Raw genomic sequence first — 24944 nt, 5'->3', positions numbered from 1 at the left:
GTTTTATTAAGTTCTCGAAAGGTACAAATAATATTACATTCTCATTCCTCTATAGGGCTTATCATCTTCATCTTTCTTTAGATTAGTATCAACCCTTCCAATTAATATCCGCTCCCGATTACTATCAATAATCTCCTTAATACTCATAGGCTGACCAGAGCGAAGGATATTATTTGAGACAAGAGGTTTGGGAGTAGACTCTACTACCTGTGCATCTTGTTTCGGCTCATCTTTAGTTGTAAGAGTCAACAGAATTTGCCTATCCAAAGCAATCAATTGAGTTTTCAAGTCCTTTAGCTCCGGCTCTTTTCGGAAAGTAGAATCAAGAACCTCCTTGAGAATAGGCAGATCCTTCGATAAACGTTCATTATCCGTTTGGTATTTCTCAATCAATTTGGGTATACGTTCCAGGGCATTCAGAAAATTCATTGATGCCAACTTCGGATCAGTAGCAATATGACCATTGTTGTAGTTGTATTTAATACCTCCCTCCCCTTCTATAAAGAATCGATTGTCTTTAAACAACGATCCTTCCTTTTGGCTTTCTTCGGTTTTGACAATCAACTTAAAACCATACAATTCGCCAATAACAAAGTATTCGTTATTGGTTCGGGCATTATCAGACAGCTTGTTCAGTTTCTCGCCAATAATTTTAGGGTCAGAAGAATTTACACCATCCAATTTTATAGGGTTGAGTTTATTACCCTCCTTATCCACTTGCACACGCCCATTGAAAGCATCTAAATCTTTTGTCATTTTATTAATCAGCTGTGTATTTCCGTCAATGGTTCGGGTACTATCTTCAAACTTGAATGTAGCTGAAGACTTGCTTTTGACAAAACCTTTTTTCTCACTCTCCAAAGCATTGATTTTCTTCTCTAGTTTGGCTTTCTCCAACAAATCGGTATTACCGGAGAGAATAGCAACATATTCCGAGAAATTCATGCCCGAACTTTCATCCATACTGCCCTCATCAATGGTACGGCTACCTAAGCTGTTATTCTTTAACTGATTAATAAAAGTCTGTTTATTCTGCAACAGATTGAACTTGTACGAATCCAGACTTTTCTCTACCGCATAAATGATCACATCCACCTTGTTTCCGGCAAACTCTTTAGCTATTTCATTGCCTTTTCGTATCGCTCTACCATCCCGCTGCTGTAAATCAGAGGGTCGCCACGGCGTGTCCAAATGATGAACGGCAACAGCACGTTTCTGAGCATTAACGCCTGTTCCCAACATAGATGTAGAACCGAAGATAATACGAATACGCCCTTCGTTCATTCCGTCAATCATTGCTTTACGGGCATTATCTGTCTTGGCTTCCTGAATAAAACGTATTTCGTGAGCAGGTATATTATGATCCTCTACCAACTTTCGCTTTATCTCGGAATATGGGTTCCATTCGTTTGGCTTGTATGTTCCCAAATCAGAGAATACAAACTGAGTACCTTTATCTTCGTTGTATTTTTTATAATACGCTGCGATATTAGCTGCACAGTGCGATGCTTTGTTGTCGATATGGTCGCCATAATGCTGACTAATCATCCGCATATCCAATGACATTTTCCGGGCATAGTCCGTCGCAATAAGCATCTTTGCTTTTTCCTCACTTTCGGACAATGGTTCTCTTCCCAACAAAGTTGCATCACCCGTTTTGGCAAACTCCATTAGCTTTTGAATAAATATCTCCTGTTGTGGCGTAGGTGGTATATTATACAGTATTTCGTTTTTCTCGGGTCTGTCAATACCAATATCCCTAGCTGTACGAAAATCGGTAATCTCTGCATAGAAGTTCGCCAACTCGGGGACTTTGATAAAATAACGGAAACGTTCTTTCTGTACAATTTGGTTTGTAACCGAGAACTCATAATCGGTTGTTTTCTTCGCATAGATAGCTGCCCACGCATCAAACGAATTAATACCCTGATTCTCGAGTTCTTTCGGTCGCAAGTATTTAAATAGTAAATAAAGCTCAGTTAATGAATTGGATATGGTTGTACCTGAAAGAAATGTTGCACCTAAATCTTTGCCTGTACGTTCTTGTATCGTACGAACAGCAAAGAGCATATTCAAAGCTCTTTGGCTGCCTTCGGGATTGCCTAATCCTGCTACACGGTCGTGGCGTGTGGTAAATGTTAAGTTTTTAAATTGATGACTCTCGTCTACAAATAAGTGATCTATGCCCATCATCTTAAAATCTACCACATCGTCTGTGCGGTTCTTTATAGTATCAGCAAGCACACTTAGTTTTACTTCTAAATTTTGTTTGCGTACCTCCAAGCCTCGCAACATACGTTTAGATGCAGATTTGCCTGTTGTCATCTCCAATACTCTCAGATTTTCTTCTACTGAATCCAATTCGGCACGAAAGATTTTCTGTTGCATTTCGGGAGATTGTGGCAGTTTGCCGAATTGGTCGTGAGTAAGAATAACAGCGTCCCAATTGTTATTCTTTATATCATTGAAAATCTTGATCCGCTTGCTTGGAGTAAAGTCTTCTTTGCCGGGATATAGAATCTTAGCATTGGGATAAGCTGTTTTAAATGTAGCTGCTATTTCGTGTACATTGGCTTTGAGTCCGAGAATCATCGGTTTGTTTGCCAACCCCAACCGTTTCATTTCGTACGCAGCAATACACATAATGAGAGTCTTCCCTCCTCCTACTTCATGGTCCGCAATTCCGCCACCCATCAGTTTCTGCATCCAGATACAATCTTTTTGACTGGGATATAAATCGACAATACCCAATGCTTTTAAATCCAGTCCGGGAAAAGTTTGATGAGATCCATCATATTGTGGACGCACATAACAATTGAACTTCTGATTGTATCGGTCTGCTAACTTGTTTTGGAAGTCGGGCGATTGGTCATTCAGCCAATCGGTAAATCCGTTTCGTATCTCATCAATTTTAGAATTGGCTAACTGTATGGCTTCGGGATCGGCAACCTTTACATTTTTAGTCTCTCCCTCCTTATCTGTCATTTGAACAGTTTTTGTGATATTGGGAGAAGTATTTAGCAAAGCATGCTTCATCAGATGAATACCCGTAAAGAGTTGCTTTTCGCTTTGCACGGCAAATTTTTCATTGATAATGAGATTACTCCTATCTGCTTTGACGGTGAAATCATCACGGGAAGCATAATATTCGATATCAACATTGGTATCAAAGAGTTGGGCTGCATAATCCCGATAGATTTGCATCGGTATCCATCGTTCTCCGAAGTTGAAATCTAATTCGGCAAAACGTATTGGTTCGGGAATGGATTCCTGTAAGGCTTTGAGAGATGCTTGTGTGGGTAAATCATCGGGATGATTATCGGCATACTGCTTCACTTGGGTTGACTTTTCGATCACATTACCTGCAATAAACTTGTCACGTATTTCATAGTTTTGCAACATGGGGTTGAAGTAGATTTGTCCCTCCAAGTCTTTAAGAACCTCCTCTCTGTCCTTATTATCCAAGAGTGAAGTCATATATTCCAATCGAATCTCTCCATATTTGTTGAGGGAAGCGACTAAGGCTTCACGAGAAGTTTCGGCGTGTTTTATCTCATCGGGATTAAAGGTTACAGGCTTTTGAAATATATCCGCCTTTTTGAGTTTGCCATCTATTCGGCGTTCCAAAGCAAGAATAGCATCGCCTGCTGTATCCATTTTGGCAATGTCAATATTTTTCTTGTCATTCAGATTACCATATAACCTGACAAAAGAGTCATAGGAATTATTTAGATTCTTACGCAAGGTCGGCTCTTCCTCTAAGTGTTTCGCTTCATAATCGTATAGATTGTGGTAAGCATATCGTAACTCAATATATCTGCCAATCTTTGCTTGTTGCATACTAGGTAAATCCAGAGGCTGAAACATCGCATCAGATCGGTAGCGTTCTTTTAGATAACCAATTTGTTCATTGTCCTTGACCAAAGAACCTTGTTTATTGTAGCTTTCCAATTTCCCTGTGAATGGACGAAGCTCCATAGATGGTTTGGGTATCTCTACTTTTGGCTGTTGAACTTGGGGTTCGACCTTTTTCTCTTCTCTATTATTAGAGAATAAGCTTAATTGAACAGGTTTCTGATTGGGTGATGGTATCTGCTTTTTGCCTCTGCCTGGTTTAATCTGTGTCCGCTCTTGCTCGGAAAATCCAAACAAATCGTATAACGACATGGTTGGTTGCGACACATTAAGTTCGATCGCTTTGGATTTATTCTCTACTGGTTCTGAACCTCTATTCAATGTAGGTGTATTTTGATTCGCTTTTTGATTCTGAGCTGAATGTTTATAGTATAGATTCAAATCAAGATTCTGAGAGAAGTCTGCATTCAGCATCTTTTTCATATCTGTCGCAATACCTTCTACTCCTCCATCGTGAATAAATATTTGTGCAGGTTTTCCGTATGGATCAGTATCGGTAAAGCCTTTGGTATGAACAATCCGTTGTAGATTTTCAAAACTGCTGTTAATAGTTACTCCGGATGAAAGATTATAAGTGGTAAGAAATAGTTTCTCGTTTTTGGTAAGTTCTTGTTTTGCTGTGTTCTTTTGTAGAATAATTAAATCACTGCCCACTTCTGTTCCTGCATTTTCGACAAACAAGTTATTCGGCAGGCGGATTGCAGATACAAGGCTTGTATTATCCATCAGCCATTTTCTGACGGCTTGGTTATTCGGCGAATTCAATACTCCCTGTGAAGTTATGAATGCCATAACTCCTCCTTCCCGAAGTGTTTCTACACCTTTGATAAAGAAATAATTGTGAATCGCTCGTGTGGAATCCCGATGCAGCTTATCTGTTTTCATAAACTCCGCATCGAAAACGCTCATTTCGCCAAAAGGTATATTGGATGTAACAACATCGAAATGATTGTTGTAACGACTTTCGATCGTTTCAAAACCATCAATTATAACTTTGTCGTCAGGATTGATATGAGATAACATTTTACCTGTAAGCAAATCTTTTTCAAAATTCATAATATCAGCCTTGAGATAACGAAAGGAGAATGCAGAGGAAAACTCGCCCATGCCTGCCGATGGGTCCAATAGGCTATTTATCTGCACATCGTTATCCTTGAAAGCATCGGCTAGAGTTTGCACAACCAAGGGTGGTGTATAGAAAGCGGTTAGCACAGAGTTCTTTATGCTGTTCATATATTGTTTATACTCTGGTTCTGAACTCGTATTATCTTTGATAACCCGATGCAGTTCGGCAACCATTGGAAACAGTTCTAACTCTGATTTTGCCCAGTGAACGGTATCGGCTAGACTATTTACAGGATTGAGAACACATTTGAGTCCTCCAAATCCTGAATAATTGAATAGTAAGTCTTGTTCTATCTCTGTGGCTGATCTTTGTTCTCTGTCAAGAGTAAATACCACTTGAATGGCATCAATATTGGCTCTGAGATGAGCCTTTTTATTATAGCTCATTTTCTTCCTCCCAAATATCAATTAGTCCAACCAGTTCTGTATAGAGTTGATCGTATTCGGAAGAATAGGCAAACTCATCATGTAGATTGTATCCGGCAAAGACCTCTTCGCATAGCGGTAATAAGGCTAAAACTTTTTGATCGACTTCGTTTTCGGGGATATAGGAAAATTCCTCCCAAAGAATATTGCGGATAGTATCGAATTTGGAAAACAGTAATCCGGAATATAAAGATTGACTGGCCATTTCTGCGGCTCTGTCGTGTGAATATCCGTCCTTTATGGCATTAGAGTAAGTTTCCGCAGCAATGTCGGAGCGAGATTTAATATATTGAAAATCATCAGCCTTCTCAGGATGGCTTTCTTTGAGGTATGAACGGAGCAATAGTCCATAATAGGACAACTCCTTTAGGTTATTCTTAGATTTCATTATTGCGGAAATTAGTGGAGGTCGAAAGACCGTTTTTTGTACTGTGGTATAGAAAAATTGCTTATAGAAAGCAGAACGGCACTTGGGTTTTCCATCCCAAGTGCCTCCACTAAATTTCCAATTTTACAAGTCCACCAAAGTACCTCCCGATACAGATAGTTGCCTATGATAGTAAAATTGTAGAAATCAGTGGTAAATATACAGATTTTATCTTCTGACCCCTCGGGATTGTTGTTGGGATTCTTCCTGTTCTTGCTTATTCTCCTGCTTCTCTTTTTGTTTCTCGGTTGGAGCAGTTTGCCCTTGTACTAATGGTTCTTTCACTTTCTTTGTCGCTTCGTTAGTCTTCCCTTCCGAATTAACGGCGACTTGTACTTGATGTCTGTCGTCAGGTTTTACAATTCCTTGTTCTAAGGCTTTCTTATAGTCTGTCGGAAACATGAAATCAGTTTTGCGGTCATCTGGCTTCCAAGTGATATAGCCATTGTAGTTTTTACCGTTTCGGTCTTTTAGGTCGCTCACATAAACAGTTTTACCTTCGGTTAAACTTGCCCGCTGATCTTCGGTTAATTCTTTCTTGCGAAAAGTTTTAGGTACATCATTCTGTTCTTCTGCTTGTTTTTGGGACTGGCTTTGCTTGGGATTGTTGAGAAAAAGTATCTCAAGACTCCTTCGATCTGCATTCACTTGTATGGTGGCACTGAACAAGGTGTCTTTTTTCGATTTCATATCCTCCAGATACACGCCTTTGCCTTCGGCTAAATCTTTCTTTTGCTCATTGCTCAAAACCACCCCTTTGTAATCATCGGGTATTTTTATCTTATCGGCTCGAAGAGCAACCAATTCGTTGGTCAGTTTATCAACGGAGACAAACGCCTGCATCTTCATGCCCTCTTTAGGTTCGATTTCAATCAATCGTCCTGCGTTGCCAGTTTGGCGAAGATTGTCTTTATCCTGTTGTGTAAAGGTTGCTCCCATAAAAGGATAGTTGAGTTCGGGTGCATTGCGGATGTTATGAATACGCAATTTGAGATTACCCTCTGCATCTTCCCGAAAAGACAAACGGGCATCTGAATAAACAGACTCGCCCAATGCTTCGGTTTTGATGGTTACAAGTACTGGGGATTTCTGCCAATTGAGCATAGGTTCCAAGCTGCCCGATTTTTCTAGTTTCTCTTTCGTGATTCCGAGTTGGGCTAACTGATCCCAATTGATACGGGATTCGTCTAATGCCTGATATGCTTGGGGTGCAAAAGCTTCGGGTAATACTTTATACTGATCGATAAACTCTTTGTTGGATGGGCTTTCGGGATTGTTTAGCATCTCTTTGAGAACGGGTGTAATGCTCTCAATCATATCCGAAGGAATCTTGAAGAAGTTGAAGTGTGTTGGATCTTTACACTGGCTCAGGAAGTTTTTGAAGAAGTTTTCTAGGACATCGGCATTCTTGTCGATTTTTAAGAAATCGGGTTCATTCTCCTTGGTGGGCTTGACGGTCTTGGGTGTTCCGTCTTCGTTGAGACCCGTTACAGCTTTTACTTCATTATTGTCTTTTTCTGTGACCAGCAGAATTTCTTGGTCGTTTACTTTTTCATTCATAAAATAGGAAATTAGTGGTGCATCAATAGTAATGCTTCACTAAAATTAGAATGAAAAGATGTGTAGATCGTTAGTTTTTAGACAACTGTCATCAGATGACATCTGGTGTCATCTGATGTCTGGGATTATATTATAAGGAATTACAATGATAACCTTTTACAGTAATAGTACATTTAATGGTCTCCATTTGAATTAGTTTTGTTATTTTTGTTCGTTAATATCAAGAAATGATCATATAATAATGTCAAAAAGAATAGAATATATAACTAACGAAATTTTAGATCAATATCTTTATGCTGATACTAGCTATAAACCTTGGATTATAGGTTTTAGTGGAGGAAAGGATTCAACTGTTCTTTTGACTTTAGTTTGGAAGGCTTTATTAAGAATAAAAGAAGAGATCCCTCTTCCTTTTCAGTTGAGAAGACCTATTTATGTTATCTGCAATGATACAATGGTTGAGAACCCCATTATTGCATCATATGTAAATGAAGTCTTAGACAAAATAGAGATAGCAGCAAGAGAACAAGATCTTCCGATCTTCGTTAGAAAAACAATTCCTCGATTAGAAGATTCTTTTTGGGTAAACATCATAGGTAAAGGTTATCCAGTTCCAAATAACGCCTTTAGATGGTGTACTGAAAAATTAAAAATTAAACCCACTTCTCGTTTTATCATAGAACAGGTTGATGAGAATGGTGAAGCTATAATTTTAATTGGAACTCGTAGTGATGAGAGTGCAAGTCGAGCTAGATCAATAAAGAAACATGAGATACGAGGCAAAAGATTAACAAAACATACATTACATAAAAACACATATGTTTATGCTCCAATAAAAGAATTACTCCTTGAAGAGATTTGGTATATAATTAATGCAATGCCGTCTCCTTGGGGTGCAGATAATTCTAAATTATTTGGCATATATATGGATGCAAGTGCTGATGATTATGAGTGCCCTACAGTTGTTACAGACAAAAGTCATGGTTCTTGTGGACAAAGTAGATTTGGTTGTTGGACTTGTACAGTAGTGAAAGATGACAAATCTATGAGATCACTTATAAATAACGGACGAGAATGGATGAGGCCTCTCTATGACTTTAGAGAAGCTTTAGTGAATGAGCGCAATACTCTAAATAACAGAATGCCTACTCGTCGTGATGGTAGTCCTGCAATTAATGACATGGGAACATATACATATGAGTATAGAACAAGTATTCTTGAACGACTATTAATTATTCAAAGAGATTTACAAGATATTGATTCAAAAATAGAACTAATAACAGACCAAGAACTTATTGCGATTCAAGTAAATTGGTATCGAGATTTTAATTTTGAAAATAGTGTCTCCTTTATTTATAATACAGTTTATAACAAAACTCTAGATATGAAAGACCAAAATGAAAAATTCGAGCTAGAATCCAAGCTTCTTAAAGAAGTTTGTAGTGATTGTCCTGATAATATTGAATTAATTCAACAGCTTCTCATTCTGCAAAAAAACAAATCACTTCTGAAAAAAAGATGGGGATTGAAAAATGATATAGAAAGAAGAATTGAGGATCATATTAAAGCGAAAAAAAATGCTAATAAAAAAAATTGAGCTGACAAACTTTCGTATATATGAAGGTAAAAATACTATAGATTTGCTGCCAGATGGGGATAAGAATATCATCATTATTAGTGGGCGTAATGGTTATGGAAAAACAACCTTTCTTATGTCTCTGGTATGGTGTTTATATGGTAGTCATATGGATAAAGTAGATGAGTTATATAAAAAAGAAATAGAAGATAAAGGTGGATATGGAAAATATATTGGAAATAGTCTTAATAGATTAGCTAAAGTTCAAGGAAAAACTAAATTTTCCGTTTCTACGACTTTCTCAAATGTGAAAATTCCAGATATAACTTGTAGCGAAGTTACTATAAAACGTTCTTATGATACAGCAACTAACACATCAGATGTTCTAGAAATTCTTATAGATGGTTATCCTAATGAATTAATCGCTACTCTTGGAGATGATAAAAATACTGGAGAAGAAATATTCATAAGGGATTTTATTTTACCAATTGAGGTAGCTAAATTCTTCTTTTTCGACGCTGAAAAGATTGTTTCTTTAGCAGAAATAAATTCATTGGAACAACGTAAAAATTTAAGCATTGCATACTCTGAAGTATTAGGTATTCAAAAATATGAAGATTTACGTCAAAACCTAGAACGTATTCAAGATGATTATAGACGAGAATCTGCAAAACCAAAAGAAAAAGAGGAGTTCATTAACTTAATAGCTAAAATTGATAGTATTGCTGTAAAACTCGAAGATTTAGAAGAGCAAGAAAAAAATTTAGAAGCAGAGAAAGTCGAGAAAAAACACGAGTCAGGGATTATTCAAGAAAAGCTAATTCGTGAAGGGAATTTACTTACAATAGAGCAACTTGAAGAGTTACGTTCTAATAGAACTATTTTAGATGAAAGGCTTAAAGAATTGCAAAATGAGCTTAAGGGATTGTATGATCTGATTCCATTTAGTTTGGCTGGTAATTTATTATCTGATGTTGCAACCCAATTAGATAATGAGATCAAATTTAAACGAGACAAAATAAGATTAGATGGTGTGGAGGAGAAAGTAAATTCAATATTTAGTGATCTTGAAAGAGCTAAATCAACTACAAAGATCATATTTGATAATATTGAAATTAAAAAATTTTATGAATCCCAATTTGAGATACTTATAAAAAAGCATTTTTATAGTGAGGTCAATGAAATTCCGCAAAATTTTACTTTACTGCACGATTTTTCAGAATCTGATACTCGATCTTTTAATGAATTGATACATACCTTACAAGTTTCTTTTAAAGAGTCTTTCGAGAAAATTAATGCGGAACATAGTAAAGCTAAACTTGAACTCTATGCTATTGAAAAACGAATAAGGGAGGCTGAAAAAAAATCAGAGAATGAATACATCCATTCTTTAAGAATAAAGAAAGATGAACTAGATAAGGATATTAAAAAGATTGAACAAGATATCAAGTCTATAAGTGAACAAAAAGGAGAATTATCTGGCGAAAATAAGGCTGCTAAACAGAAAAAAGAATTACTATCTCAGAAAATAGATGTCTCAAAACAAAATAAACAAGTTGATGATGAGGCAAAATCATTAATTTCATCTATAAAAAGATTCTTGATTCGATTTAAAGAAGAAAAGAAATTATCATTGGAAAAGAAAATGATGGAGCGACTTCAAACATTGCTTCATAAAAAGGAATTTGTAAAAAAAGTACTTGTCGATATTAATATCTCTGGAGATGATGTAGATATTAACTTATATGATTATAGAGATGAAAAAATAGACAAAGGAATAATGTCAATGGGAGAAAGACAAATGTATGCATCAGCTTTACTAAGTGCTTTAGTTGATGAATCTGAAATAGATTTTCCTGTTTTTATTGATAGTCCAATGCAGAAATTCGACGAAACTCATTCTGAAAACATTATCACACATTTCTACCCAAATGTGTCTAATCAAGTCATAATTTTTCCTCTTTTGAATAAAGAACTTACAGAGAAGGAATACGAATTATTACTTAATAAAGTAAACAAAGCATACCTTATAGAAAATAATAGTCCAGATAATTCCTCTTTCATAGATGTAGTAAATCCTGCTTTATTATTCAAAAAATATAACGAAATACATAATGTTAATTAATATAAGTACATCCCGTCAAAATCAAGCTGTTGTCATAAAACTTACTCAAAAGTTACCTAAAGGGAGTAAGGAAAATGTGATTGCTAGAATTGCATTGACATATTCATTATCATCTGGGAAGAGATTCTCTATGAGCGAGTTTGGCATTTCTGATTCTCAAGGAAAAGAATACAAAGATCATATTCTATTTGAACCTAAACATAAAGATTTTTACATAGCATTAATATGTCAATGCTATGGAATAAATAAAGATAACGAGAATATTGCTAAATATGTCAAATTACATTTAGACCATGGACTCGAACAATTAGATTATCTCTTTGAGAACAATAAAGATTATACATTTATTGATTTCTTGGTGGAGCATATTGATAAAGGTATTAATTTAATTGATGATGCTCCAGTATCATTAGATCCTGTGGATAATTTTAGTCAAAATATAGTCAAGAGTATTTTTACAGGAGCTATTCCTATAGAAATAGGTAAAGACTTAAAAACTGAAGAACCAGTCTATTTTACTTTCAATAATACAGAACTGTATAATAATCAACATATCGCTGTAGCAGGAGGGTCAGGTACAGGAAAGACACAATTTGCATTAGAATTTTTACGTCAATTATCTATTAAAACTCAAGGACAGGTTAATTTCCTTTTTTTAGACTTTAAGGGGCTGAAGGAGAGTGAATTGCCTAAATACGATAAGTTTTTCAAAGAAACTCAAACTACCTTCATAGAGGCACCAGCACATCCATTTCCTCTAAACCCACTGACTTTCATCGATAATATAAATGAAAAAAATAAACTTATTGGTATCAATAAATTCGTAGATATTATTGCTAAATACTCTAATATTGGTAAAAAACAACAACAAATATTGAAAGATTCTACCAAAGAATCCTTTATAGATAAACCTGTTGCGGAATACCCTACTTTACAAGATATATATGAAATTATTCTTGAGAAAATGGGTGATAAAAGAGACACTTTAACCGAATTAATGGAACGTTTGAGCGAATATGAATTATTTGAAAAGAAAAACGGAAATCAAAGTTCTTTTTTGAATAATAATTATTATTTGTCTCTTTCTGGTGAATTAGATAATACAGTACGATTTACATCTGTATTTCTAATAATTAATTATATATTTAATGTGTTCACTAATATGGGAGGAACACCTGTCGAAGATAAATATAGAGGGATGAGATATGTTTTGTTAATTGATGAAGCTCATGATTTATTTAGAGAAAAGAAATCGTTGGAAATTCTGGAAGTTGTATTAAGAAAAATAAGATCTTATGGAGTTTCTGTATTTCTATTATCTCAAGGTATAACTGAATATAGTCAAGGTAATTTTGATTTTTCGCAAGAATGTGAAACATCTTTTCTTTTAAAAATAAATGATATTGGTAATATAAAAGCGATCAGTAAATTTATGGGATTTAGTGATAAAGAGGGAGTAAAAGCAGCTCGAAGTCTCGAAAATATAAAAACAGGAGAAGCTATCACAAATATAAAAGAATGCCTTAGGGCAGAACTTTTTGAAATAAAACAGTTTTACAAAGCATAATCTGATAATTAGGACAATATGACTGCATTAAGTATTAGTGACTTAAACAATCTAAACCCAGAAAAAATATACAATATCAAAACTTTTGTTTTAAATCTTTCTTCATGGTTAAACATTAGAAATGATTTGAATGTTATTTTACAGAATCCAATTAAAGTAAGATTCGATTCAAACATTCAGGCACATTTGAGTTCAAGGAAGGGAATATATATGTTTTTTGTAGAGCCTAATTTCCCGTTTACTCCTGAGGCTCGTTACTTAATGTATGTTGGAAGAGTGATAAGTGATAATACCTTTAAAAAACGATTTTACGATTATGTAAATGCAATTGGCAATAGGAATAAAAGAAGAAATATACAACTGTTAACCAACCTATGGCCAAATAAAACTTGGGTATATTATTATGAGTTAGATCATTTATCTGATGACGAAATTACAGCAATTGAAGATAATCTAATTGATAATGTGATTCCTCCAATGAATAATAAATTTAAAATAAAAGAAGCTGTGAATAGTAGAAGTATATATAATTAAGAAGATATGAGAAAAATTAATTTACCAAGTCTTCGTGGCGTTATTGGGAATTGGTCATACTTTAGTACAATAATGAAAATTAAGGATATTGTTGAAGATAATAGAATAATTACTGTAGCAGAATCTGAAGAACTGTATTCTGAAAATATAAATCATATACTTCAACGAGAAATTAATCTTAAACGAATAGAAAAGATTAAAGATTATTTATTGAACAATAATGACCATTTTTTCAGTAGCATTATTGTAGCTATACATAATGGAAATCCTGTTTGGTCAGATTTTGATATTGAACACCATTTTCGTATCGAAAATGAGGTAGTTGATGATGAAGAATTAAACTTTATTGAAAACAAAGTTGGCATATTAACTTTATCTGGAGATGAAGAAATTTTCGCATTGGATGGGCAACATCGACTTATTGGACTTAGAGCAGCGTATGCGGAAAGCAATGATATTGGAAATGAAGAAGTATCGCTAATCTATGTAGTACATAATAACAATTTAAAAGAAAAGACTAGAAGACTATTTACTGTTCTAAACAAATATGCTGAAAAGCCGAAAGAAGCGGAGTTAATAATATTAGATGAAGATGATGCTGCAGCGATTATAACACGCAGATTAGTTGAAACACATAGTATTTTAAAATTAACAAATGCTGTATCTGATTCTAATTCGGCTAATATTGGAGCCAATGATTTGGTCAGTTTTACGACTCTTGTTACTATAAATCGTATAAATAAGGAAATTTTAAAGCCATATAATATTGATTATACAAAACGTCCATCTGACGAAGTATTAGAAGGTTATTCGAGAGATATATTTAATTTCTGGAATTATTTTTTCAGTAATTTTTCTCAAATACAACGATGCATTAACGAGGAAATTGTATATTTTGAAAATGGTGAAAAATATAATCGAAATAACGAAACTGGAGGTAGTTTATTTTTGAGACCAGTGGGGCAAGTTCTTTTTGTGAAAATCTATATGATGTTTTTAGCATCAGGAGAACTCGAAATTCTTTCTAGAAAATTATCCTTAATTGATTTTAATCTCAATGGACCTAATTGTAAATATATCTTTTGGAACAACCGTATATTAGCTAAGAATGACGCATTAAAAAGAAATATATTTCTCTATATTTTAGGGAAATATAACGGAAATGTAGATCGATTACAAGAAGAGATTAGGAATATATACGAGACATATGGGATTGTTTATAATAATCATATACAACCGATCAATGATTGACAACTATGAATTTGACTATAATTGGAGCAATTTCAAAAGTATTAGAAGAAAATAATGGACCTTTAACTATTAAGACCATCTATAATACAATTCTTGATAAAGGTTATTATAAATTTAAAGCTCAGAATCCATATAACGTATTAAGGGTTGAATTGAGGAGACATTGTCAAGGTATTGAGTTTGCTTCATCTTCCACAAAAAAGCATTTCAAAATTTTAAATGATGGAACATATGACTTACTAAAAATAGAGAGTCAATCTCAGACTACTAAAATAACAGAAAAGATAAAAAAAAATATTTTGATTGATTTGAAAAAAGGACATACAGAGTATATTCTTACTTTCAAAGAACAAATGTTAAACCAATTAAAATCGATAGAATCAGACGTCTTTGAGATTTTTTGTAAAAAACTCCTCTCTACCTATGGATTTAAAGACTTGAAAGTTACTCGCAAATCTAAAGATGGGGGTATAGATGGATATGGTAAATTAAAGGTTGGAATTTCTTACTTAAATGTAGCTGTTCAATGTAAAAGATGGAATAAAACATCTGTAGGTAGAACAGAAATCGATAAATTTAGAGGTGCAATCCAAGGTGATTTTGAGCAAGGAATTTTTTTTACGACTTCAAAATTCTCAAAAGAGGCAATGCAAGCGACAACCAAGAAAGGAGCAGTTCCAATAATAATGATTGATGGAACTACTATAATTGACATTATGATAGATAAAAAGTTAGGTGTTGATGTAGAGAATTTGCCCATATTTATTAATGCATTAGATGAAGTTTTAAATGAGGATTAACCAATTCTCAATATTGTAAAAATCTTCTTACTTCTTTACCAACTTACTCAACACCGGATCTTTCATAATCCGCACCATCTCAACTTCGACAATCTGTGCTACATCTTTTTTGATGTTATAATAATTATTTTCGATAACCTCTTTCATTTCTTTTTTGAAAGTTTGCTGAAAGTCCATAATAACAGGGATTTGCTTAAACTTTTTGTTTTCAGCAGCCACTTTGTCTGTATCAACAACAATTTGAGCATGAAACATCTTTTGCTCAATCCGTTCATCAAAATTATCGGAAATAGAGCCAACAAACATACCCTGTGTGAGTGTGGATATTTTAGAAGCAGGAATTAAGGAGTCCAATTGGGTATTGATTGTGGTGGACTTATCCTGTTTATTGATAGTCATCGACTGTCGTTTCTGCAATACTTTACCAAAGCGATCCGAAAGATTTTTAGCGGTGTCGCCAACCACTTGCCCCGAAAATATATTACCAACTGTATTCATAACTACATCCGCTTCCTCTCTGCCATAATCCCTTGTTAACTGCGATATATCCTGAAATCCAAGACAAACAGCCACTTTGTTGCTTCGAGCGGTTGCTATCAGATTATCCAATCCACGAAAATAGATAGTTGGCAGCTCATCAATAATGACAGACGATTTTAGCAATCCTTTCTTGTTTATCAGCTTTACAATCCGAGAGTTATACAAACCAAGAGCCGCACCATAGATATTTTGCCTGTCGGGGTTATTACCAACACATAGTATTTTAGGTGCTTCGGGATTGTTTATATCTAAAGTAAAATCATTGCCCGACATTACCCAATACAATTGTGGCGAGATCATTCTTGATAAGGGTATTTTCGCACTGGCTATTTGACCTTGTAACTGTTCTTGTGCATTGCCGTGCCACGCATCCATAAAGGGAGAGAGGTAGTTTTCCAATTGTGGGTAGGATGTAAGAATAGGAAATATTTCTTTGTAAGGTTTGTTCAAAAACTCAATAGCATGAGGAAAAGTACAATACTTGCCATTATTATACAATTTCAAAAACCAAATGATAGCAGCCAGTAGAATTATCGGAGATTCTACAAAGAAGTCGCCCTGTTTCTGTATCCATGTTTTATTCAAATTTAGCATAATTGTATAGGCTGATTCATAGGCATCTGAGATGTCTGTCATAAATTCAGGTGCAATGGGATTGCATCGATGGCTACGTTCGGGATTGTCGAAATTGATAACGTAAAACTGTGGGTCAACATCGTATCTGTCTGCATACTGCAACATCTTGTTGTAGGCAATCGTTGATAGATCAGGATATTTGAAATCATAGCAATATAGGGCAAATCCTTTGCTAATTTGTTGGTCTATGTAATTATTTACTACTGCAAAAGATTTACCACTACCCGGTGTTCCTAATACAATAGTTGCCCGAAATGGATTGACAACATTGATCCAACCTTTGTGTTGTCTCTTCTGATACTGAAACAGTATCGGTAAATTAACCGAATATTCGTTCTCCATGAGCTGAGTTTCCTGCATAAAGCTTTCGTTCTCCATATTAAAAACATCATCCATGAGGTTGGTTTTCAATAATCTGCTCATCCATAAACCACCCATTAATAACAATATATAGCCAATAGTCATAGTAAATATATACAAGGCTGTATTAGCAACTAATGGCAACGGTAGGTCTAATATCCACCAGTTGAAAAAGAAAAAGATAAACCCAAAGAATAGAAATATATAAATCTTACTCCATGTTATTTTCTCTTCTTTTACTCCTTTTGTACCCAAACAGGATAAGGCTAAGAACACAACAGCAAACAGTTTTGTCCAAAGTATATGAGAAAATAATCCTGCTGTACGTTGAAAATTCAGGAGTATTCGGTCCACTACTCCAATGTTGACACCTCCTTCCAGTATTGCTTGGTAACAAAACCAATAGATGTGGATGACCACAAATAAAATACTAATGGCTCGCATGAATTCCATCACTTTGGCGAGGCCTCTCAAATCATCTTCATTCTGCATAATACTTATTTTTGAATTTTAAACTCAAAAATATGATCTATAACAATATAATGATGTGACATTTTACTGCCAATAATGGACAACTTAAAATAAGGCTTTAGTTATGTGTTCATTCTTGAATAGTAAGTTCTAAGGATTCAGAATACGAACCTCCCTGCCGATTAGTAAGAGGAACAACAAACAATCTCAATTCTGTTTTACAGGCTTTTAATGCTAGAAACTCAATTTCCATATTTATTGCCGCATTGTATAATATATCAACATCATCTTGCCATTTTTTTATTTTGATGGCAGGAACCGGACGTGCTCCTTTAGGAATATAAAAGTCTTCTATATTAATATGGAATAACCTTTCTCCAGTGGTTGCAGTAGTTTCTGTAAATTCACAAAGATATTCTTTTCGGTTTTCATCTTGCTTGTAGTGACTTATCTTAGCAGTTAAGGGTTTGACACATAAATGTTCTACAGCATCTCCAGCAAACATTATGTTCATACCAATAGAAGATTCCCCAAAATTGGTTATCATCCATTTTATTTTCATCGTTGAATTTATCTTAAAATCGGTAAAGCCCTCTCTGGCTAGCATATTAAGATTAACCGGTTCAGCATTTGTGCTTTGCTCTTTATCTTTCTTCTTTGCAAAATGAAAAATAGTTCCAAAAGACGAAATATCCTCATTGATGTCATAGTAGCCCGCAAGTAAACGATTGGAAGAGATGTTGAGCAATTTGCCAAATTCTTCTAAGAAGCTCTCTATGAAAACTGTTTTATTATTCCACGCAGACTCTATATCTCCAAACGACTTTCTGCAAGTTAAGTCAGCCCATATCTCGGGTTTGCTTGTTTCTAAGCTCACTAAATCATTCAAATTAGAGATATTGTCCTCCAATTTACCACTTTTATTATATCCAAGGCTAACATAATCACTATCACTAACCAAAACTGTCAAGGCTATAGTTTCCTGCTCTTTAGAAAGTTCTAGTCCTAAATTATTCAGCACATCAAAATTCATGATAGTCTCTTCATCATAAACAGCTATCCATGGCGTTTCATTAGAAAAAGCTACAATAACGGATTTATCAGCATCATCTTCATTCTCTATCAATTCATAATCATTCTGGATATGCAGAAGTGTGATTGCCTTTATAATTCGTTCTCTTAATGCATTAGTATCTTCATCGATAGATTTGACTTGAATATTATTGAAAAATGCTCCCATAATTTGATATGACTTAAATTACAAACTGATGTCAATGTATTTTTAATAAAGTTATTCAATATCAATTGTTCCCCATTCGATGGGAGTCCCTCTTCGTGAAGGACGAATACACCCCAACAAATATTTAGATTCGGATAGCTTGTGTATGAGCAATGGTGCAAACTCTTTTCTAAGGTCTTGATTATCTTCAAACAAATTTTGAGAACTGTTATTGCCACTACTATCTAGCGTAAAAAGTTTGGGTAGTGCCTTTGCAGACATACTGCTGCCAGAGTGTTCTTTAAATACAATGTAGATATTGTCGTGCGAGTCAATATTGGCAGAGAATGAACCAAAAAGTGCATCATGGCCTGTTAGTTTTTGAATTTTCGGGATTTTCTGCATCCATTTTAGCTTCCCTTTTTCATCATACGTAAGTACAATTATGTCGTTGAAGTGGTAGTGGATGATATTGCCCATAGCACTCATACTTGACGATTTAGACTTCTGAATGGCGATCTTTTTATTTTCAGCCACAATGCTATACCCTCCATCGTTGCGAAGTATGGGTCTGCCCATCTGGTAGGCAAAGTTATCGTTGAAGTCTTTATTCTTAGCTTTGTTTTCCAATACATTTTTAGCCTCTTTCTCGCTAAGCCCTTTGGTAATAAAACTGTCGTCAAAGGGTCTAATATCTTGTTCCAATACTTCCTTTAATCCGAGAGAATAGGCTATGGAGTACACACCTAAGGCACTTTCAAGTTTTGAAAACGAGTAGAAGCCACTATAAATAACATTGCCTTTGGAGTTGGAGAAAATTAATGAGGATAAGGGATGAAAGCCACCTTGCAACTCTATTTTTTTCACAACAGGGTTTTGACTATTAGCCGGAAAACAGTTTAGGTATGACTCTTCTATCTTGTTTGAGCCATCAAATCTATTTTGAGTAAAATACACATTAGCATCATTGTCGATATAATAATTTTCGAGTCTGATATCTTTTCCCTCTATCTGAGGAAAATCTCCCTCTCTTTTCCAAACCACTTCAAGGTTTTTATTCAACACTTGAATTCCAAAGTTTATTCTTTTGTTTCCATCTATAATGGCATAACTGAGCAGTAGAAATTCTTTGTTAGGCGATGAGGTAACAATAAAATTGGTTAGCTCATCGCCTGCCACATTGCCTCCGTAGCTGATATCCCCAATTTTGCGTATATCGTTGCTATATTCTAGCGGTTCTTTATTTATTGTTTCTACAAAAATATCAAAGGTGCTATTTTTTTTGTTTTGTGCCGTAGAGAACATATAAATCGTGTCGCCTATTGTATGCAGACGATGCCAGTGGCGTTCCCCATTCTCATCTTTCAACTTCAATTTCAGATGTGTAGCTTCTTCTGTTTCAAGATTCATTTGTACAAAATAAACATCGCCTATCTCATCACCATTGTATTCATAGGCAGGCTTGGTATTGTAAAGGATAATAAAGTTGTTTCCTTTTTGCCACAATAACTCATGGTTAGCTAAAACATCTTGCCTGCGAGCCATAAATTGAGATTTTGCCCATTTGATATCTTTTTCTTTAAAATATTGAGCGTATAAATCAGTTACTGTCAATACAGAAATCAATATCAGAACAAGTGTGCGTGTTTTCATCTTTAATTTATATGAAATTTATTATAATTGAAAACTCAAATATAATAAATTTGTCAGCATTGTGAGTTATTTAGGTTTTTGTATTTGTGATTTAAGAATATTGAATAAAACCTACCAACTTCTTTTTCGTCTCTTATATTCCGCTTCTTTTTGTCTGGCAAAAGCTTCTGCTTCATAGTCTGTTCCGTGCTGTTCCAATAAAGAAGGTATAAGAGTTGAGTTATTATTATTTTCATGCTCAGCACTCTCAACAAAGCTGTCTTTTTGTATATCAGTAAAAGTTTCTTTATCAGAAGTATCCGAATGTCTTGTAGTAGCTTGCTGCTGCTCTTGACTATCATTTTTGAAGAGGTCGTTAAATATATTAGCCGAAAACTCCTTACCCATCTTCGAGCCATTGAAAACCGTTCTGTTTTGATGGTCAATAAAAATTGCCCCATAGATGCGACCTTCGGCATTCCCCCGAAATATAACACTCATTCCATTCTTGGCTAAATCACTTAGAAAATTTTGTTTATCTGTGTAGTTATCAAACGCTGAACGGACAATCAGTTTTGGCGAATCGAATACTTTATTTTCTTTCATATATTTTGTGGAATATTCCAATCGCCTTTGTAGTGCATCGTAACCAACGCTTTTACCAATAACCGATGCTTTGATTGGATTGCCTATTTTTTCTCCATTGTCATTTATAGCCGAATACACCAAACCATTATAGGCTTTACCCTTTGCTTCTCCTTTTATCTCTTCTACCGTAACACCATAGAGCGAGAACAAGGCTCGATATTCATTGACCGATTGAAAACGATAACCTTTGATAAGGGCTTTTGCCGTATTGCCTATTTGCTTTTTTATATCTCCCGATTGGTAATCCACTCGTTTAAGTTTGTGTAGTTCTTCCGATTGAGTTTTCTTCTCAGCAGTATGCAGATTATAAGTTTGCTCCAATTCACGAGTGATTTTTTTAGACTGGTAATAATCGTTGGAATCATTAATCTTCTTACCTGTTTCATCAATATTTACTGTTACGATGTGAATGTGTTGTCTGTCCAAATCTTCATGCTTATATACAATGTATGGTTGGTCGCCATATCCCATCTTTTGCATATAGGTTTGTGCAATGTCACTATACACATCATCCGATACCTCGTCATTAGGATGAGGATTTATAGATATATGTAGCACTGGCTTTTCGGTATTTTTATTCGCATTGAGGTATGGTTCAAAAGACTGATTGGCTAGATACATATTAAGTGAACCATCACGATTAAGCATAATTCGATTACTGAAAAGCACCTTTGCTTGTCCCTCTTTTACCTTCTCTTGGTTGTAAGATAATGCTCCATGTAAGGAACTTCCCTTATTTATTTTTGCAACCATAAGTGTCCGTATTTCCGTTCAAACTCATCCGTTAACTGTATCATTTCTTTTTGTAATAAAACTAATTCGAGGGTTGCTTTTTCCAATTTGTAGAGAAAAGCCAGAGCTTTTTTCTCTGCGAAATTCGATTTCAATGCTTTTACCACCTGATTATAGTTCGTCCCAATCGCCCGATATTGACCAAAGAAAGTCGTCATCCGCATATAATAATCCTGCACCCCCTTGTCAATCTTGATAACTTTAACGGGCTTATTGAAAATGCAGGAGGTTATAAAATGAGCTTTTATACTTTCTCCCGACTGCTCAAATAAAGACAAAAACTTATCATTCTCATCTACATTCATTCTGATGGAGTAGCGAAACACGGCTGGCTTATCCTTTGGATTCCTGCCACCTTTTCGCCTTTTAAATTCATTGCTTGGACTCATAACTACATAAAAGATTAGTGAATAAAAATTATGACTTCGGAATAATTTTCTCCCCGCAAGGGGCAAGGGTTTTGAGCAGCTGGAAAGTATTTCGGGCGGCTCAAAACATACCTTGCTGTATTCTGACGAATACCAAAATCCATCCTTTGATGGATTGCCTCAAAAGCTGATTTCGGAACGGAATTAGCCCTCCAAAAATTGAGAGATTATAATCACACTACAAAGGTAGAGTCCATTAATCAGATGTTTATCATTCACTTATCGGACAAATAGTGACAGCAGATGTCATTAGATGACAGTTAATTTAAAACTGCTAAATACTCTCTGTTTTCTATGTTGTTTTGTGTGAATTAATCATTGAGTTAGTGAGCTAAGCCATTCACTCATTTTTTCATTAGTGAATGTTTTAAATCAAGAATGAGAATAAACAATAGATACTGATTTATTGAATGACCGAATGAATGAACTAACCCATGAATTCATGGTCTCATGACTTCACTAATTCATTAGAACATTAGAGAATGATTGAGTTATATCATACATGAATGTCTGATGGAATACATGAAAGAATGCTATAGCTAACTCGTGATTGATAGAATTAACAAGTGGTCGAATTACTTATTTAAAACAGTATTGTATGAAAGAAAAAACATTATTCATTGCCGTCTCTACCCAAAAGGGAGGAATTGGTAAAACAGCTTTAACCGTATTACTATCCAGTTATCTGCACTACTCACAAGGCTACAATGTAGCTGTTATTGATTGTGATTATCCGCAGTATAGTATCAACGGCATGCGATTGCGTGACAAGCAAGCTGTTACAGAAGACTCCTATTACAAGTCACTATTCTACAAGCAAAGCAAAAGCCTGAACAAAAGAGCTTATCCCATTGAAGTAAGCCGAGCACCCGAAGCCATTGAAACAGCAAAGAAGATTATCCGAGAATCAGAAATCCCTTTGGATTTTATCTTCTTCGACTTGCCCGGAACAATGAATGCCAAAGGCGTATTGAGTACTCTTGCTCAGATGGATTATATTTTCACACCCATTACAGCAGACCGAATGGTTTTGGAAAGCTCCCTGGAATATGCAGGACTTATCAATGAGCAGATCATCACAACAGGGAAAGGGAATATCAAAGGTTTACATCTACTTTGGAATTTGGTTGATGCACGGGAAAATAATCATTTGTATGATGTCTATGAGCAAGTGATAGCTGAATTGGGTTTGCAAATTATGAAATCTTATTTACCCGACACCAAACGTTTTCGCCATGAGATAACAACGGAGCACAAACCTATTTTTCGTTCCACCTTATTGCCTGCGGACAAACGTTTAATCAAGGGCAGTAATTTGGATGAAGTGGCGGACGAGTTTCTTAAAATTGTAAAGGGAGGCGGCAATGGCTAAAAAAGAAATCGAACACGAAATCGATGAGGATTTCTTACTGGCTTCCATAGGAGATCGTAAAGAAGGAAAAGCTCCACTCGTGAAAGAAGAAAAATCAGAGAGTGATGAACCGATAAAAACAAAAGATTTTGTTAGCAACAAACGCCATAAGCGCAACAACAATACGGGAGACTACGAAGCTGCTTTCTTATGCCGCAATGAGATACGACAACGACAAAGTGTCTATATCAGCCAATCGGTGCATCAAACCGTTATGCTCATTGTAAAACAGATTGCGAGCAATGATGTGTCTGTTGGTGGGTATATAGATAACGTACTGAAACATCATTTGGAGAAATATAAGGATGAGATAAATGCTTTATATAAGCAAGATAGAACAGATCTAATTGAATAAGGCTATGGTAGAATGTGTGATTATACTATGTGTTGTGGTTATTCTCCTGATTAAACTATCGGAATACAAAATATCCATCCGAAAGAAAACGGTTTTACCCAAATCAGACGAAGTGAAATCTAAAAATACGGGAAAACGAGTTGGGCGAGTAGGTCTAAGTATGCCCGATCTCAGACAAATGATGACATTGAATGACAGTTACTTAGAATCTGATAAAGCGAAAGAAAAAGAACATACATTTGATCCGTCAAAGGATGAAAGCGAGCCTGAACCAAAAGATTTGGTCATAGATGCCGACCCGACAGAAACAGTAATTGATGAGGAAGAGGATATTGCTGCTTATACAGGAGGAGAGGACATTTATACCGCCGGAGGGATGGACTACGATGTAATGATGAATACTGTTGAGGTTATAAACAGCAAGACCGCATCTAAAGAAGAGGAGCAAAAGGCAGGAAAGGTTTTGCATGAGAACCGTAATACAGAATTGGTAGATAAGATGGTTTCGGCTCAAGGCGAACTATCTGTCAGAATAACATCATTGATCGGACTTCGTCTTCAACAACACGCAGAGGAAAATGCGGTGTATGTTGGGTCAGGTCTCGCTTCTCATCTAAATGATTCGGAAGAGTATAAGAATTTTAATGCGAGTGATTATTTCTAATGATATGCACAATGGAAAATAAAGAAAGGAGGTCGCCTATGCAGAAGTAGTAAAAACAAAACGGTCTGAGACCGTCCACTAATTTCCAATTTAACAAGTTTAACCCAACTACGGGGACGATCCAATCCCCATAGTTCTTCAAATTAATTTTATGAGTAAAAAATTATTATTTCTATTTGCTATACTAGCAACCGGTACATCACTCTTCGCCCAAGGTAACGGTATTCAAGGGATTACCGATGCCACCAACATGGTAACCGGTTATTTCGATCCTGCCACGAAATTGATTTATGCTATCGGAGCAGTCGTAGGGCTGATCGGCGGCGTAAAAGTGTACTCGAAGTTCAGTTCCGGCGACCCCGACACCTCAAAAACAGCCGCCAGCTGGTTTGGAGCCTGTATCTTTCTGATTGTAGCGGCTACTATCCTCAGATCATTCTTCCTGTAAGGGGTCACAGACCCTTTTATTTTACTTTTAATAA

General features: G+C 35.4%; 18 protein-coding genes. 10 read left to right on the top strand and 8 right to left on the bottom strand.

The window, feature by feature from the left end:
• Window positions 1-33 precede the first annotated feature (33 nt).
• The 3 genes from CLV62_RS16675 to CLV62_RS16665 all read right to left on the bottom strand — a co-directional run bounded on the left by CLV62_RS16675 (window position 34) and on the right by CLV62_RS16665 (window position 7453).
• Window positions 34-5427 carry an N-6 DNA methylase gene (locus CLV62_RS16675; RefSeq protein WP_110311915.1) on the bottom strand — a complete coding sequence of 1798 codons (5394 nt, stop codon included), beginning with the start codon at window positions 5425-5427 and terminating at the stop codon, window positions 34-36.
• Window positions 5417-5854 carry a DUF1896 family protein gene (locus CLV62_RS16670; RefSeq protein ID WP_110311914.1) on the bottom strand — a complete coding sequence of 146 codons (438 nt, stop codon included), beginning with the start codon at window positions 5852-5854 and terminating at the stop codon, window positions 5417-5419. Before CLV62_RS16670 ends, CLV62_RS16675 begins: the two co-directional genes overlap by 11 nt.
• 207 nt (window positions 5855-6061) lie before the next feature.
• Window positions 6062-7453, bottom strand: a complete 1392-nt coding sequence (locus CLV62_RS16665) for a DUF4099 domain-containing protein (protein WP_110311912.1) — start codon at window positions 7451-7453, stop codon at window positions 6062-6064.
• A 238-nt stretch (window positions 7454-7691) separates the two neighbouring features.
• Here CLV62_RS16665 and dndC point away from each other — a divergent pair, with 238 nt between their 5' ends.
• The 6 genes from dndC to CLV62_RS16635 are packed head-to-tail and all read left to right on the top strand — an operon-like array spanning window position 7692 to window position 15306.
• On the top strand, window positions 7692-9050 hold the full coding sequence (gene dndC / locus CLV62_RS16660) for a DNA phosphorothioation system sulfurtransferase DndC (RefSeq protein WP_110311911.1): 1359 nt from the start codon (window positions 7692-7694) through the stop codon (window positions 9048-9050).
• Complete coding sequence (gene dndD, locus CLV62_RS16655) at window positions 9031-11154, top strand: DNA sulfur modification protein DndD (protein ID WP_110311910.1); 2124 nt, start codon at window positions 9031-9033, stop codon at window positions 11152-11154. The genes dndC and dndD overlap by 20 nt, the downstream gene beginning before the upstream one ends.
• Complete coding sequence (locus CLV62_RS16650) at window positions 11144-12721, top strand: DndE family protein (protein WP_110311909.1); 1578 nt, start codon at window positions 11144-11146, stop codon at window positions 12719-12721. The genes dndD and CLV62_RS16650 overlap by 11 nt, the downstream gene beginning before the upstream one ends.
• Window positions 12722-12739: 18 nt before the next feature.
• Complete coding sequence (locus CLV62_RS16645; protein ID WP_110311908.1) at window positions 12740-13255, top strand: hypothetical protein; 516 nt, start codon at window positions 12740-12742, stop codon at window positions 13253-13255.
• A 6-nt stretch (window positions 13256-13261) separates the two neighbouring features.
• The gene (locus tag CLV62_RS16640) at window positions 13262-14506 is read left to right on the top strand and encodes a DGQHR domain-containing protein (RefSeq protein ID WP_110311907.1); all 1245 of its coding nucleotides are present in this window, start codon (window positions 13262-13264) and stop codon (window positions 14504-14506) included.
• A gap of 5 nt (window positions 14507-14511) precedes the next feature.
• Window positions 14512-15306 (top strand): restriction endonuclease, encoded by a 795-nt coding sequence (locus CLV62_RS16635; RefSeq protein ID WP_110311906.1) that lies wholly within the window; start codon window positions 14512-14514, stop codon window positions 15304-15306.
• A 27-nt stretch (window positions 15307-15333) separates the two neighbouring features.
• Here CLV62_RS16635 and mobC read toward each other — a convergent pair whose 3' ends face one another.
• The 5 genes from mobC to mobA form a co-directional block, all read right to left on the bottom strand.
• Window positions 15334-17334, bottom strand: coding sequence for a conjugal transfer protein MobC (mobC, locus tag CLV62_RS16630; protein WP_110311905.1), 2001 nt, complete (start codon window positions 17332-17334; stop codon window positions 15334-15336).
• 109 nt (window positions 17335-17443) lie between these two features.
• On the bottom strand, window positions 17444-18553 hold the full coding sequence (locus tag CLV62_RS16625) for a hypothetical protein (protein WP_110311904.1): 1110 nt from the start codon (window positions 18551-18553) through the stop codon (window positions 17444-17446).
• Between the two features lie 51 nt (window positions 18554-18604).
• Window positions 18605-20185: a hypothetical protein gene (locus CLV62_RS16620; protein ID WP_110311903.1), complete on the bottom strand. Its 1581-nt coding sequence runs from the start codon at window positions 20183-20185 to the stop codon at window positions 18605-18607.
• A gap of 111 nt (window positions 20186-20296) precedes the next feature.
• Window positions 20297-21565, bottom strand: a complete 1269-nt coding sequence (mobB, locus tag CLV62_RS16615) for a conjugal transfer protein MobB (RefSeq protein WP_110311902.1) — start codon at window positions 21563-21565, stop codon at window positions 20297-20299.
• Window positions 21550-21993, bottom strand: coding sequence for a conjugal transfer protein MobA (mobA, locus tag CLV62_RS16610; protein ID WP_110311901.1), 444 nt, complete (start codon window positions 21991-21993; stop codon window positions 21550-21552). The genes mobB and mobA overlap by 16 nt, the downstream gene beginning before the upstream one ends.
• A gap of 637 nt (window positions 21994-22630) precedes the next feature.
• Here mobA and CLV62_RS16605 point away from each other — a divergent pair.
• From CLV62_RS16605 to CLV62_RS16590, 4 genes are all read left to right on the top strand, one after another.
• Window positions 22631-23404 carry a ParA family protein gene (locus CLV62_RS16605; protein ID WP_110311900.1) on the top strand — a complete coding sequence of 258 codons (774 nt, stop codon included), beginning with the start codon at window positions 22631-22633 and terminating at the stop codon, window positions 23402-23404.
• Window positions 23397-23798, top strand: a complete 402-nt coding sequence (locus tag CLV62_RS16600) for a DUF3408 domain-containing protein (protein WP_110311899.1) — start codon at window positions 23397-23399, stop codon at window positions 23796-23798. Before CLV62_RS16605 ends, CLV62_RS16600 begins: the two co-directional genes overlap by 8 nt.
• Before the next feature lie 4 nt (window positions 23799-23802).
• Window positions 23803-24462, top strand: a complete 660-nt coding sequence (locus CLV62_RS16595) for a hypothetical protein (RefSeq protein WP_110311937.1) — start codon at window positions 23803-23805, stop codon at window positions 24460-24462.
• A gap of 151 nt (window positions 24463-24613) precedes the next feature.
• Window positions 24614-24910: a DUF4134 domain-containing protein gene (locus tag CLV62_RS16590; protein WP_110311898.1), complete on the top strand. Its 297-nt coding sequence runs from the start codon at window positions 24614-24616 to the stop codon at window positions 24908-24910.
• Window positions 24911-24944 lie beyond the last annotated feature (34 nt).

Origin of the sequence: Indolivaga alginatilytica (assembly GCF_003201355.1) — a bacterium.
GTDB lineage: Bacteria > Bacteroidota > Bacteroidia > Bacteroidales > Dysgonomonadaceae > Dysgonomonas_A > Dysgonomonas_A alginatilytica.
This window is presented reverse-complemented; position numbering and strand designations above follow the sequence as displayed.

Coding starts and splice junctions, on each gene's coding strand:
- CLV62_RS16675 (WP_110311915.1), bottom strand. CDS start 5,427: ATGAGCTATAATAAAAAGGCTCATCTCAGAGCCAATATTGATGCCATT.
- CLV62_RS16670 (WP_110311914.1), bottom strand. CDS start 5,854: ATGAAATCTAAGAATAACCTAAAGGAGTTGTCCTATTATGGACTATTG.
- CLV62_RS16665 (WP_110311912.1), bottom strand. CDS start 7,453: ATGAATGAAAAAGTAAACGACCAAGAAATTCTGCTGGTCACAGAAAAA.
- dndD (WP_110311910.1), top strand. CDS start 9,031: ATGCTAATAAAAAAAATTGAGCTGACAAACTTTCGTATATATGAAGGT.
- CLV62_RS16650 (WP_110311909.1), top strand. CDS start 11,144: ATGTTAATTAATATAAGTACATCCCGTCAAAATCAAGCTGTTGTCATA.
- CLV62_RS16645 (WP_110311908.1), top strand. CDS start 12,740: ATGACTGCATTAAGTATTAGTGACTTAAACAATCTAAACCCAGAAAAA.
- CLV62_RS16640 (WP_110311907.1), top strand. CDS start 13,262: ATGAGAAAAATTAATTTACCAAGTCTTCGTGGCGTTATTGGGAATTGG.
- CLV62_RS16635 (WP_110311906.1), top strand. CDS start 14,512: ATGAATTTGACTATAATTGGAGCAATTTCAAAAGTATTAGAAGAAAAT.
- mobC (WP_110311905.1), bottom strand. CDS start 17,334: ATGCAGAATGAAGATGATTTGAGAGGCCTCGCCAAAGTGATGGAATTC.
- CLV62_RS16625 (WP_110311904.1), bottom strand. CDS start 18,553: ATGGGAGCATTTTTCAATAATATTCAAGTCAAATCTATCGATGAAGAT.
- CLV62_RS16620 (WP_110311903.1), bottom strand. CDS start 20,185: ATGAAAACACGCACACTTGTTCTGATATTGATTTCTGTATTGACAGTA.
- mobB (WP_110311902.1), bottom strand. CDS start 21,565: ATGGTTGCAAAAATAAATAAGGGAAGTTCCTTACATGGAGCATTATCT.
- mobA (WP_110311901.1), bottom strand. CDS start 21,993: ATGAGTCCAAGCAATGAATTTAAAAGGCGAAAAGGTGGCAGGAATCCA.
- CLV62_RS16605 (WP_110311900.1), top strand. CDS start 22,631: ATGAAAGAAAAAACATTATTCATTGCCGTCTCTACCCAAAAGGGAGGA.
- CLV62_RS16600 (WP_110311899.1), top strand. CDS start 23,397: ATGGCTAAAAAAGAAATCGAACACGAAATCGATGAGGATTTCTTACTG.
- CLV62_RS16595 (WP_110311937.1), top strand. CDS start 23,803: ATGGTAGAATGTGTGATTATACTATGTGTTGTGGTTATTCTCCTGATT.
- CLV62_RS16590 (WP_110311898.1), top strand. CDS start 24,614: ATGAGTAAAAAATTATTATTTCTATTTGCTATACTAGCAACCGGTACA.